Raw genomic sequence first — 11,781 nt, forward strand, 5'->3', positions numbered from 1 at the left:
GAGCCTCTATTTTCTCAAGATCGGAATTTAAACAAAAACCAATAAGAGCCGCCGAGGTAGCTCCAGTGACGTTCTGTCGGAGACCGTCGACCGCGGCGAAATGCGAAGAGGGAAATCCAAATGTTCAAACGCACGAAACTGTCCGGTGCTGTGGTGGCGGCCATCGCTTCCATGACCTGCACGCCACATTTGTTCGCGCAGGAAAATACCACCCTGGAAGAAGTCACCGTGACCGGTATACGCGCGTCCATGGAGCGCGCCATGGATATCAAGCGTGACTCCGCCGGGGTGGTGGATGCGATCTCTGCCGAAGATATCGGCAAATTCCCCGACACTAATCTGGCGGAATCCCTGCAGCGGATTAGCGGTGTGTCGATCAATCGCGTAAACGGAGAAGGTTCTGAAATTACCGTGCGCGGCTTTGGTCCGAGTTTCAACCTGGTGACCCTGAACGGCCGCCAGATGCCCGCATCCAGTGTGTCGATGGTTGGTGGCGACCAGTCCGTCGAGGAAAACAGTGATGCCGGTACCGGCCGCTCGTTCGATTTCTCGAATCTGGCGTCCGAGGGCGTGGCCGGTCTTCAGGTATACAAAACCGGTCGCGCCTCTTCGCCCACCGGCGGTATCGGTGCGACGGTGAATATCAATACGGTGCGGCCGCTGGATAACCCGGGTATTCAGGCATCCCTGGGTGTGAAAGGCATGCACGATACCGGTGTGAATTTTGAGGGCGATGATATCACCCCGGAAACCTCCGGGCTGTTCAGCTGGAGCAACGACGAAGAAACCTTTGGCGTGGCTCTGTTCGGCTCTTATCAGGAGCGCAACGGTGGCGCCCGCAGTGCGACCGTAAACGACTGGGATATCCGCACCGGTGCCTCGATCAATGACGGATCCAGTGAATTTGTCGGCAATGACACGGTGATCAACAACGCGCCCGCCGATGACCAGCTGGTAGCCGTTCCCAAAGACAGCCGCTACCACGTGTCCACCAATCAACGTGAGCGTACCAACGCGCAGCTCACCATGCAGTTCCGCCCCCGTGAAGACCTGACCCTGACTGCCGATGCGCTTTACGCCAATAACGAGCAGACCGAACAGCGGGTTGACCAGGGTAACTGGTTTAACGCTATCCGCAGTGAAATGACCTTTGATGGTAACTCCACTGTCGCTACGCCGCTGTATCAGTACCAGGATATTCCCGGTGATGTAAAAGACCTCAGTTTTGAACAGCAACTTCGCTCTACCGAGAATACGCTGCAGTCTTTCGGTTTCAATGCCGACTGGGATGCCAGTGACGACCTGAGTTTCCGTTTCGATGCCCACAGCTCGAAATCTGAATCAAATCCCAATGGCCCACTGGGCACCAGCTCCATCCGCTTTGGTATTGGCGCATTTGTGGTAGATGGACACTCCCTCGATGTCAGCAGTGGCTTCCCGGTTGCGGACATCATCGTCAACGACGATCACTACAACGGCAATGGCCAGATCGATGCCAATGAACTGGCGACCTCGGTAGCGCGCACTACCACCGCCAGTCAGGAACACCAGATTGATCAGTTCGCGGTGGATGGCAGCTGGGAGTTCGACAACGGCCGTATCGATTTCGGTTTGAGTTCTATCGCGTCGGAAATGACCCAGCAGAATATGCGTACCACCCAGACGCTGGGTGGTTGGGGTAACCGCAACCCGGATGTGCCCGCCGATCTGGTGGAAGCCTTCTGCATGACTTGCATGTTTGATGATTACAATCCCGGCAGCGACGGGATCACGGCGTATCGAGGCAACGCTGGCCAATTGTATGCCGCGCTGGCAGATCCCTGGACGGCGGACAATATTGACACGCAAATCTATAACGTGGTGGAAGAAGATATCCAGTCGGCCTATTTCCAGTTCACTCTGGATGGTGAGCTGGGAGATTTCCCGACCCAGCTGGTGATCGGTACCCGCTTTGAACAGACCGATACCACCTCCACTTCACGGGTCTATATTCCGTCCAATATGGTGTGGAAGTCGGACAACGATTTTGAGCGCAGCCTGTCGGACAATGTGCTGCCGGTCAGCCTGAACGGAAAGTACAACAACCTGCTACCCAGTCTGGATTTCTCCATCGACTTACGCGAAGACCTGAAAGGCCGCGTGTCTTACAGTAAAACCATCGCGCGCCCCGACTACTCGGCAATTTTTTCCTCGGTTTCTGCGGAAAAACCTTCCGGGCCCACCGCGCTTGGCATAGTACCCGTCGGCAGTCGCGGCAACCCGGAACTACTGCCGCTTGAGTCGGATAACTTCGATCTCTCGGTCGAGTGGTACTACGGTGATAGCAGTTATGTATCGGCTGGATTCTATGAGAAACGGGTTGCCAACTTTATCGGCGACGGCAAGTTCCGTGAATCCCTGTTCGATCTGCGTGACCCGAGCTCCGGCGCCCCCGGTACCCGCTCTGGCGATGCGCTGGCAGCCCTGGAAGAAATGGGCATAGATGCCAGCGAGGCGCATCTGTTCACCATGACCGCATTGATCGATAACTTCGGTGTTGCCGATGCGAAAACCATGTTCGAAGGTGAACTGGTGGACGGTAACCTGCCTCAGGGTTACGTAGACCAAATCCTCACTGAATACGATGTGGTGGCGAATGCGGATGATCCCTTCTTCGAATTCGATGTGACCTCCAAGGTCAATAATCGCGAAGCCAAGATCCATGGATTTGAAGTTGCGGCGCAGCACTTCTTTGGTGAAACAGGCTTCGGGTTACAGGCAAATCTCACCACGGTGCGCGGTGATGTCGGCTTCGACAACGGTGCCGACCCCACGGCAACCCAGTTCGCACTGCTCGGCCTGAGTGACAGTGCCAACCTGGCGGTGATCTACGAGAACTTTGGTGTTTCCGCGCGGCTCGCCTACAACTGGCGGGATCAGTTCCTGTCTCAGGTAAACCGCGGCGCTTCCAACAACCCGGTCTATGTGGGTGAGTACGGACAGCTGGATATGAACATCAGCTACGAGGTGAACGACAACCTCACCGTATTGTTCGAAGGGCTGAATCTCACCGAGGAAAGCCTGGAACATTTCGGGCGCGATGAGAGTAATGTGTGGTTTGCCCAGGAACTGGACGCTCGCTATCTGATCGGCGCTCAGTACAAGTTCTGATGCCCATCGGCAGCGTAAGCTTGCCAGGAAGACGCGAGGGGCCACTGCAATTGCAGTGGCCCCTTTCTGCGTTGTAGCGATACCGTGATAGAACGATAGAAGACAGAACAATAAAAGACAGGTGAGAGTCATGAATCAAACAACATTGTTGGACAACGTCAACCATCACGATTTGAAAATCATTACCGAGCATGGCGCCCGATTCGGTGACAACGTCAACCAGGTACTGACCTTTCCCTCTGAGTACGCGGATATTCATCGGGAGTATCCGATTCTGTTTTATCGCGATAGCGCGGGCGGCGACTACCAGTCGATCGCCCTGCTCGGGCTGGCGCGGGACGAAAACCTGTTTCTGGATGAATCTGACTGGGATGCCAATTACGTTCCTGCGGTAATTGCCCGCGGCCCTTTCCTGATCGGGCTGCACGGTGAATCGGGTGAGCCCATGATCCATGTCGATATGGATAGTCCACGGGTGAACCGGTCACAGGGCCAGGCCGTTTTTCTTACCCATGGTGGTCATTCGCCTTATCTCAAGCGGATCAGTGAAATTCTCCAGCGGATTCATCGTGGGGTAGCCGGAAGCCCGGACATGTTTGCCGCTTTTGCAGCCTGTGACCTGATCGAGCCGGTAAAGCTGGAGCTGCAGCTCAACGATAATGAGCGCTATATCATCGATCACTTCAGTACCATCAGCGGGGAAAGAATGGCGGCGTTGACCGGTGCGCAACTGGAATCGCTGAATCGCCAAGGATATCTGCAGCTGGCATTTTATGTACTCGCGTCACTGGGAAATATTCCCCAACTGATTGAGCGGAAGAACCGCCGTAGTGTGGCAATGGTTAGCTAGGGTTCGCCAAAAAAACAATAAATTCGGGATCACCATGATTGAAATAAAAAACAAAGTACCCGTGAAAGTACCCGTGATCGATGGTTCTGACCTGACGCAGCTCCCACTGCAGCAGCTGCTGGATGCCGACAAGCCTGTGGTAATGAAAGGCTTTGCCCGCAACTGGCCGCTGGTGCAGGCTGGACTCGAATCGCCGCAGGCGGCAATGCGTTACCTGGAGCAGTTTTACAACGGGTCTCCGCTTGTGGCCTATATCGGCGCTCCGGAAATTGACGGGCAATTCGGCTATAGCGCCGATTTCAGCGGGCTCAACTTTTCCAGTGAGCGAATTTCGCTCAGCGATTTTCTTCAGCACGTCGAGAATAATCTCGATGAAGACGCGCCTCCCTCTTTTTATATCGGGTCCACCACCGTAGATGCCTGCCTGCCGGGCTTTCGCGCTGGTAATGACCTGTTATCCCGGTGCGAGTCGCTTGCCAGGTTCGCTCCGCTGGCCAGTATCTGGCTGGGCAACCGCACCCTGGCCCGGGCGCACTTTGACAAGTCCCACAATATCGCCTGCTCACTGGTAGGTCGACGCCGCTTTACGCTGTTTCCACCGGACCAGGTGGCCAACCTTTACCCCGGGCCGCTGGAACTCTCGCCGGGTGGGCAGGTGGTGAGTATGGTGGATTTTCGCAATCCGGATTACACGCGTTACCCGAATTTTGCTGAGGCATTAAAAGTGGCCCAGGTGGCGGATCTTGAACCGGGCGATGTACTTTTTTATCCGGCACTCTGGTGGCATCAGGTGGAAGCACTTGCACCATTCAACGTCATGATGAATTACTGGTGGAACCCTTCGCCCGCGTTTATGGATACCCCAATGCATACCCTGCTGCACGGTATTCTGAGCCTGCGCGACAGGCCGCAAAGCGAGAAGCTGGCCTGGCGCGCCCTGTTCGAATACTACCTGTTCGGCGATGCGGAATTGCCCCGGGCGCATTTGCCGGAACATGCACGCGGTGCCCTGGAAGAACTGGATACCCTGAGTGCACGCCGACTGCGGGCGCAACTACTGCAGCGCCTGAATCGTTGATCAGGGGCGGGAGAAACTGACATGAAAAATCACACCGTGAAAAAAGTTGTCATTGCCGGCGGTGGTACCGCCGGCTGGCTTGCCGCTGCTGCACTCTCGAGACAGCTGGGTGCACTGATCGAAATAGAACTGGTGGAGTCGGATGCAATCGGCACCGTCGGAGTAGGGGAGTCCACAATTCCCACCATCTGCTCTTTCCACGCGCTGCTCGGGATTGATGAAGCGGAGTTTATGCGCGCGACACAGGCCACCTTCAAGCTCGGGATCGAGTTCGAAAACTGGGGGCGAGATGGCGATCGCTATGTGCACGGCTTCGGGCAGCTCGGCAAAGCCACCTGGATGGGCGAATTTCACCAGTTCTGGCTGCATGCGAGAAGCCTCGGATTTGGTGGCGATATTGGTGACTACTGCCTGGAAACCCGGGCACTCAACCATCGCAAGTTTGCCACCTCGAAAAACCCGGTGCTGAACTACGCCTACCACCTGGACGCAACCCGCTACGCCCAGTTTCTGCGCCGTCATTGCGAAGCGCGGGGCGTGTCGCGCACCGAGGGAAATATTCGTGAAGTGTGCCGCGCTAAGGAGAACGGCTTTATCCAGTCGCTGCTGTTGGACGACGGAAGGGCAGTGCAAGGGGACCTGTTTATCGACTGTACGGGTTTCCGCGCGCTACTCATGGAGCAAACCCTGGACGTTGGCTTCGAGGACTGGGGACACTGGCTGCCCACGGATCGCGCCTATGCGCTGCAGTCACAGCCGGTGGAACCGGCACGGCCGAACACCCGCGCCATCGCCCACAGTGCCGGCTGGCGCTGGCAGATACCGCTGCAGTCGCGTATGGGTAATGGCATGGTCTTCTGTAGTGAATACCAGTCTGACGATGAAGCGCGTGCGGCATTTCTGGCAGAAATCGACGGCAAGCCACTATTCGATCCGCGCCTGATCCGCTATCGCGCCGGTCGCCGGAAAAAGGCCTGGGAGAAAAACTGCATTGCCCTCGGCCTGTCCAGCGGATTTGTGGAGCCATTGGAGAGCACCAGTATTCACCTGATCATGATCGGTATTACCCGTTTGCTGCAGTTGTTCCCCTTCGACGGCATTGCGCCTTCACTGCAAGACCGCTTCAACCAGCAGTCTCGTGACGAACTGGAGAAGGTGCGGGACTTCGTGGTGCTGCACTACAAGCTGACCGAGCGCGAAGACAGTGCGTTCTGGCGCTATTGCAAACACATGTCGGTGCCGGATTCCCTGGCCGAGCGCATCCAGCTGTTTCGCGAAAGTGCCCAGGTGCACCGCAATGCCGACGAGCTGTTCCGCCCCGACAGCTGGGTACAGGTAATGCTCGGCCAGCGCCTGTATCCGCAAAGCTACCACCCCATGGGGCGGTTGATGAGCGAGGATCAGTTGCGCCAGGCGCTGGACGGGCTGAAAAGCAATATCCACAGGGCTGTGGATAAGTTGCCGGCACACCAGGTATTTATCGAGCGCTACTGCGCCGCGGCCAGTACAGCAGTGATCACTTAACCCGCCACCGGCCTGGCAGGCGGGCCAGGTATTACATCCGGGGATCGGCTATTTGCACATAAAGAAAAGCCGGCGCAAGGCCGGCTTCAAGCAGAGATACGATGAGAGAGTTCGATCACTACACGCTGACACTGCGAGCGCGATCTAGGGGAACTGTACTGTTTGACGGTGCTCTGTCGCTTCCGTTCCCTTCCCGGCACACTTTTTTTTAAAATTTCGTAAAAAAACGCCGATCGGGCCGCATTTCTGGCGCGAATCTTCCCATTGTGACCAACCAGTGGTAGCTTTTTCCGCTTGTGGTGACCCGATTGCCGTTCGTTTCATGAAGGGCGGCACAAAAACAGACAATAAGAGGATGCGCGGGCAACCCCGGAGAAGTATTCGTATCCAATAAAAATCAAGAAAAACACTGGGGAGCGAATAATGGCCGATCTGGTAATCCTGGCGGCGCCGGGTATGGGCGCTGTGGACGAAGGCTTTGCCGAGCCGCTGTTTCAGGCACTCAAGTCTGCCCTCGGGGACGACTGGTCCCGCATCCACGCCGAACCCATCCTGTGCCAGGCACACCTGCAGCCGAACCTGGAACGGGTGTTCGAAGCCATGCAAAAGCGCGATATGGACTACCTGCGCGCCCGCAAATTCATGCTCTACGGTCTCGCCGAAGCTTCGTCTCAGCTGGCTGACATAGACCAGCGCGGCGGCAACTACGACAAAACCCAGCAGGCCATCTACCAGACCTTCGAACACGCCGCCAAAGCCACCAGCGACAACGCCCCGGTCATCCTCCTCAGCCACTCCATCGGCTGCAGCATCCTGTCGAACTACCTGTGGGACGCCCAGCGCGCCACCATCAGCCACGGCATCTGGCGCGACGGAGGCCCCAAAGGCGTCCACAAAGGCTCCGCCAAAGACCTCTTCCTGCGCGGCAAAACCCTCGCCCACTGGTACACCCTCGGCGCCAGCAACCCCCTGTGGACCGCTGCCATGGCCCGCGACCAGATCCAGGCCGTTACCTCCGACACCCGCGGCTACAACTTCCGCTGGAAAAACTTCTACCACCCCGACGACCTCTTCGGCTGGCCCCTCAAACCCCTCAGCCCCTCCTACAACCAGGCCGTCTACCGCGACTTCGAGACCCGCCCCCTGGCCGACTGGAGTGCCGCCAGCTGGGGACCACAGCTGGTCTCCCACGATGGCTACTGGCAGAGCGAGCTGGTGCAGAAGACGCTGATTGAAGATGTGAAGGAACTGCTGAAGAAGTCCACCGCGCGCAGACCGAGCCCGTTGCAGCGGGCTACAGCGATAGCCTGAACGAACGAGACTGTGGAACGGGATGCGAAGGTGTTGATACCGGGCAACCTCTTGCGAGACCGTCTGCGGCCAGGACGGCCGCAGCCGAGCCCCCAGGGATGGGTTAACGGGGGGGCGCCTAGCTCGTGTCTCTCAAGAGGTTGCCCGGTAGAGACACCGCCACAGGAGCAAATCGAGACCCCGGAGTTACCTTAGCCGGATAAGAGCGCGAGCGTTATACTCGGCACCGAAGACAAAACAGGTATTCCCATGGCTCTGCAATTTCACTCGGTTCCCGTCACGCCCTTCCAGCAAAACTGCACCCTCCTGTGGTGCGACGACAGCAAGCGCGCGGCCGTAGTAGACCCGGGTGGCGACGTTGACCGCATCCTCGCCGCCGTCGAAGAACGCGGCCTCAAACTGGAAAAAATCCTCCTCACCCACGGCCACCTCGACCACGTCGGCGGCACCAAACCCCTGTCCCGCGACCTCAAACTGCCCGTCGAAGGCCCCCAGCAAGCCGACCAGTTCTGGATCGAAAAAATCGAAGTCCAGGCCCAGATGTACGGCTTCCCTCCGGTCGAAACCTTCACTCCCGACCGCTGGCTCAAAGACGGCGACACCGTTACCGTCGGCGATGAAGTGCTCGAAGTCGTCCACTGCCCCGGCCACACCCCCGGCCACGTCATCTTCTTCCACCGTGCCAGCAACCTGGCGCTGGTTGGCGACGTGCTGTTCGCTGGCTCCATCGGCCGCACCGACTTCCCCATGAGCAACCACCAGGACCTCATCGACTCCATCACCAAAAAGCTCTGGCCCCTGGGCGACCAGGTGAAATTCATCCCCGGCCACGGCCCCATGTCCACCTTTGGCCAGGAACGCCAGACCAACCCCTTTGTTGCCGACAAGCGCTTTGGTTGATTCAGCACCGATTCACTCTGGAGCAGGCTAAATGGGAGCTCTGAATCTCGGCGGTGGCGGCAAAGCACCGGGTACGGGTTTTCAGGACCGAGCTGGGCGCCCCCCTGTGAACCCAGTCCCTGGGCGCTGCGGCGCAAACATCCTGTTTGCGACGCTCCTGAAAACCCGTACCCGGCACTTTGCCTTCACAGCAAGTTCGTCACTTCGAATCACAGGCCAGCTATGAAGCTCTGGAAACTATTCACCTTCCTTTCCCTCCCCGCCGTCTTGGCACTGTCCAGCGGCTGCGCGGTAATTTCTGAAAATGAATGCCAGGCCGGGCTCTGGTATGAGCGCGGTATCGAAGACGGCGCCCGCGGCCGCAGCCAGGCAACGGTGTATCAAATAGCGCAGAAGTGTCACGAGTACGGCGTGCGCACCGACACCGACGCCTGGATGCGCGGCTACGAAGAGGGGGTAGAGCGCTACTGCACCCCGGAAAACGGGTTTGTTGTCGGACGCCGCGGACACAACTACGAAGGTGTGTGCACGGGTCCTACCGCCGACCTGTTCATGGTCAACTACGAGCGCGGCCTCGCGGTCTATCAGGCCGAGCAGCAGTACGCCGCACTGGAAAACCAGTACAACGACGTGGAGCGTGAAGTGTACCGGGTGGAAAAGGCCCTTGATGAGGCCGAGACCAAAGAGGAAGCCCGCGCACTGCGCAGCCAGCGCCGCAGCCTGCTGCGGGAAATGCGCCATCTGGAAGCTGAGATGATGCGGTTTGGCGGCTTTGGTGCTTTCAATCCGGCCCTGTTTTACTGATATTCATCCGCAGTTTCAGTGGTGAATGTTAACAAGGTGTAACTATGGCAATCTGGCACGGTAACCCGACACTCGACGCAGTGAACCAGAGCATGGGCAATTGCATGCCCACCTATCTCGGTATGCAGATTACGGAAATTGGTGACGACTACCTGGTGGGCACCATGCCGGTTGAAGACCGCACTCGTCAGCCGTTTGGCATTCTTCACGGTGGCGCCAGTGTGGCACTGGCGGAAACCCTGGGTTCCATGGGCGCCAACATGGTGGTGGATAACAGCAAGTTTTACTGTGTTGGCCAGGAGATTAATGCCAACCATCTGCGTCCGGTACCCGAGGGCACGGTAACCGCCAAGGCGACCGCGGTGCACCTTGGTCGCTCCAGTCAGGTGTGGGAAATTCGTATTCACGATCCCAAGGGCAAACTCAACTGTATCTCCCGGATCACCATGGCGGTGGTGCCGGTTCCCTCCCAATAAACTTCGCAGTAGTTCGATCGTTATGCCGGCCAGCGGGGAGCTATTTACCTTCGAAGAGGTCTCCTACCGTTTGTTGCGCTCTCCCCGGCGCAAGCGGTTGGGGCTGGTGGTGACAGAGCGCGGCGCTGAGGTGCGTATTCCCCAGCGCTGCGCGGAGCGCCACGGCCATCAATTCCTACGGGACAATATCCAGTGGGTGCGCGAGCAGCTGTCGCGCGCGGCACAGCGCGAGTCCCAGGTTCCCGATCATCACTTTTCTTTTGGCGCACACTTTCCCTGGCTGGGGGCCTCCCTGGAGTTGGATCGTGCGGCCTGTGCGGCAGATGCGGGTATCCGGGATGGCTATATCCAGCTGTACAGTCGCAGTCGCGCACCGGATGAGGGGCAGATTCAGGCAGCTTTGCAGAAGTTGTATCAGCGTGAGGCGTTGGCGCTACTCTCCGACAAGTCGCGTTATTTTGCCGGGCTGCTGGGGCTGGAATTTGCATCGGTAAAAGTGCGGCGCACGCGCAGCAAATGGGGTCACTGCACCATTCGCGGTGAGTTGCAGTACAACTGGCTGGTTTGCCTGGCACCGGAGCCTGTTGTGGATTATCTGGTTATCCATGAGGTCTGCCACTTGCGACACCACAACCACGGCCGGGAATTCTGGGCGCTGGTGGCAAGTTTATGCCCCGACTACAAGCGGCTGCGGCGGTGGTTGAAGGAAAATGGCCACCGGCTGCGGCTGTAACTTTCTGCTCGTTTTCCGCACACAACCCAGCGCAAGTTTCTACTTATCACCGCCAATCTGGCGTAAACTGCGAAAATCATTTTTAAGGCAAGCCGGTATGGAATTGGAACCTCTCGGAGACGACTTTGAGGAAAACTGCGACCGCTTCCTGCCCGAGGCAGTAGAGCAGGGTTGTGTGTGGGCGTTGGAAGGGGAAGATGGATTTGCCCTGTGTGAATCGGAGCGCCACGCCGATACCGATGTCATGCCCTTCTGGTCCCAGCGGGAGTTCGCCGAGGCCCACGTGGCTGACGACTGGGCGGACTACCAAGTGGTGCCGGTCGATCTCGAAGAATTTATGGACGATTGGCTCACCGGTATGCACGAAGATGTACTGCTGGTGGGCATCAACTGGAATGCAGAGCTCGAAGGGGAAGAAATCGAACCCCTGGACCTGCTGGAACAGCTGGAGCAGGAGCTGCAATAGTTCTGAGTCAATCCTGCTCAAAATACAGACAACAAGAAGCCGGCGCCAGTGCCGGAAATAATGCTCCGCTAGGAGGTCTGAGGTGAGTCAGTTTTTGGGGTTACGCACTGTTATTTACGGTGTGAGTAACGTAGAAGAAGCCAAGGCGTGGTATACCGCGTTGCTCGAGGTGGAACCCTATTTTGAGGCCGAGTGCTATGTCGGCTTCAACATCGGTGGTTTCGAGCTGGGATTGGATCCGGATGCACGCAACGTCACCAGCCGTGCCGACGGCGTGGTGGCCTACTGGGGTGTTGAAGATATCGCTGCCCAGGTAGAGCGGATCAATGGACTCGGTGCCCGCCAGCACGGCGAAATTGTCGATGTGGGGGAGGGAATACTGATGGCCAGTTTCCTGGACCCGTTTGGCAATGTCTTCGGGTTGATCGAAAACCCACACTTCAAACTGACACCCACCCCGACCCCAACTACGGGCCCCTCGGATTGAGC

Annotated in this window: 11 protein-coding genes; all 11 read left to right on the forward strand. The window is 57.7% G+C overall.

Features of this window, described 5'->3' with window-relative positions:
• Positions 1-120 precede the first annotated feature (120 nt).
• A complete protein-coding gene (locus tag M0G74_RS15280) occupies positions 121-3,150 on the forward strand; it encodes a TonB-dependent receptor (RefSeq protein ID WP_248219265.1) in 3,030 nt (1,009 codons plus the stop codon).
• A 130-nt stretch (positions 3,151-3,280) separates the two neighbouring features.
• Positions 3,281-4,000, forward strand: a complete 720-nt coding sequence (locus tag M0G74_RS15285) for a SapC family protein (RefSeq protein ID WP_248219267.1) — start codon at positions 3,281-3,283, stop codon at positions 3,998-4,000.
• A 34-nt stretch (positions 4,001-4,034) separates the two neighbouring features.
• Positions 4,035-5,078 carry a cupin-like domain-containing protein gene (locus M0G74_RS15290; protein WP_248219269.1) on the forward strand — a complete coding sequence of 348 codons (1,044 nt, stop codon included), beginning with the start codon at positions 4,035-4,037 and terminating at the stop codon, positions 5,076-5,078.
• Between the two features lie 21 nt (positions 5,079-5,099).
• Entirely contained in the window at positions 5,100-6,602 is a 1,503-nt protein-coding gene (locus M0G74_RS15295) for a tryptophan halogenase family protein (protein ID WP_248219271.1), read from the forward strand.
• Positions 6,603-7,025: 423 nt separating this feature from the next.
• Positions 7,026-7,913 (forward strand): hypothetical protein, encoded by an 888-nt coding sequence (locus M0G74_RS15300; protein ID WP_248219273.1) that lies wholly within the window; start codon positions 7,026-7,028, stop codon positions 7,911-7,913.
• 249 nt (positions 7,914-8,162) lie between these two features.
• Entirely contained in the window at positions 8,163-8,813 is a 651-nt protein-coding gene (locus tag M0G74_RS15305) for an MBL fold metallo-hydrolase (protein ID WP_282450241.1), read from the forward strand.
• A gap of 222 nt (positions 8,814-9,035) precedes the next feature.
• Positions 9,036-9,617 (forward strand): DUF2799 domain-containing protein, encoded by a 582-nt coding sequence (locus M0G74_RS15310; RefSeq protein ID WP_248219276.1) that lies wholly within the window; start codon positions 9,036-9,038, stop codon positions 9,615-9,617.
• A gap of 44 nt (positions 9,618-9,661) precedes the next feature.
• Positions 9,662-10,093 (forward strand): hotdog fold thioesterase, encoded by a 432-nt coding sequence (locus tag M0G74_RS15315; RefSeq protein WP_160154617.1) that lies wholly within the window; start codon positions 9,662-9,664, stop codon positions 10,091-10,093.
• Positions 10,094-10,115: 22 nt separating this feature from the next.
• Complete coding sequence (locus M0G74_RS15320) at positions 10,116-10,826, forward strand: SprT family zinc-dependent metalloprotease (protein WP_248219277.1); 711 nt, start codon at positions 10,116-10,118, stop codon at positions 10,824-10,826.
• Between the two features lie 97 nt (positions 10,827-10,923).
• Positions 10,924-11,292, forward strand: a complete 369-nt coding sequence (locus M0G74_RS15325) for a DUF2750 domain-containing protein (RefSeq protein ID WP_160154615.1) — start codon at positions 10,924-10,926, stop codon at positions 11,290-11,292.
• 82 nt (positions 11,293-11,374) lie between these two features.
• Positions 11,375-11,779: a VOC family protein gene (locus M0G74_RS15330; protein ID WP_248219279.1), complete on the forward strand. Its 405-nt coding sequence runs from the start codon at positions 11,375-11,377 to the stop codon at positions 11,777-11,779.
• Positions 11,780-11,781 lie beyond the last annotated feature (2 nt).

The sequence above is a fragment of the Microbulbifer sp. CAU 1566 genome, assembly GCF_023156515.1.
Taxonomy (GTDB): domain Bacteria; phylum Pseudomonadota; class Gammaproteobacteria; order Pseudomonadales; family Cellvibrionaceae; genus Microbulbifer.

Coding starts and splice junctions, on each gene's coding strand:
- M0G74_RS15280 (WP_248219265.1), top strand. CDS start 121: ATGTTCAAACGCACGAAACTGTCCGGTGCTGTGGTGGCGGCCATCGCT.
- M0G74_RS15285 (WP_248219267.1), top strand. CDS start 3,281: ATGAATCAAACAACATTGTTGGACAACGTCAACCATCACGATTTGAAA.
- M0G74_RS15290 (WP_248219269.1), top strand. CDS start 4,035: ATGATTGAAATAAAAAACAAAGTACCCGTGAAAGTACCCGTGATCGAT.
- M0G74_RS15295 (WP_248219271.1), top strand. CDS start 5,100: ATGAAAAATCACACCGTGAAAAAAGTTGTCATTGCCGGCGGTGGTACC.
- M0G74_RS15300 (WP_248219273.1), top strand. CDS start 7,026: ATGGCCGATCTGGTAATCCTGGCGGCGCCGGGTATGGGCGCTGTGGAC.
- M0G74_RS15305 (WP_282450241.1), top strand. CDS start 8,163: ATGGCTCTGCAATTTCACTCGGTTCCCGTCACGCCCTTCCAGCAAAAC.
- M0G74_RS15310 (WP_248219276.1), top strand. CDS start 9,036: ATGAAGCTCTGGAAACTATTCACCTTCCTTTCCCTCCCCGCCGTCTTG.
- M0G74_RS15315 (WP_160154617.1), top strand. CDS start 9,662: ATGGCAATCTGGCACGGTAACCCGACACTCGACGCAGTGAACCAGAGC.
- M0G74_RS15320 (WP_248219277.1), top strand. CDS start 10,116: ATGCCGGCCAGCGGGGAGCTATTTACCTTCGAAGAGGTCTCCTACCGT.
- M0G74_RS15325 (WP_160154615.1), top strand. CDS start 10,924: ATGGAATTGGAACCTCTCGGAGACGACTTTGAGGAAAACTGCGACCGC.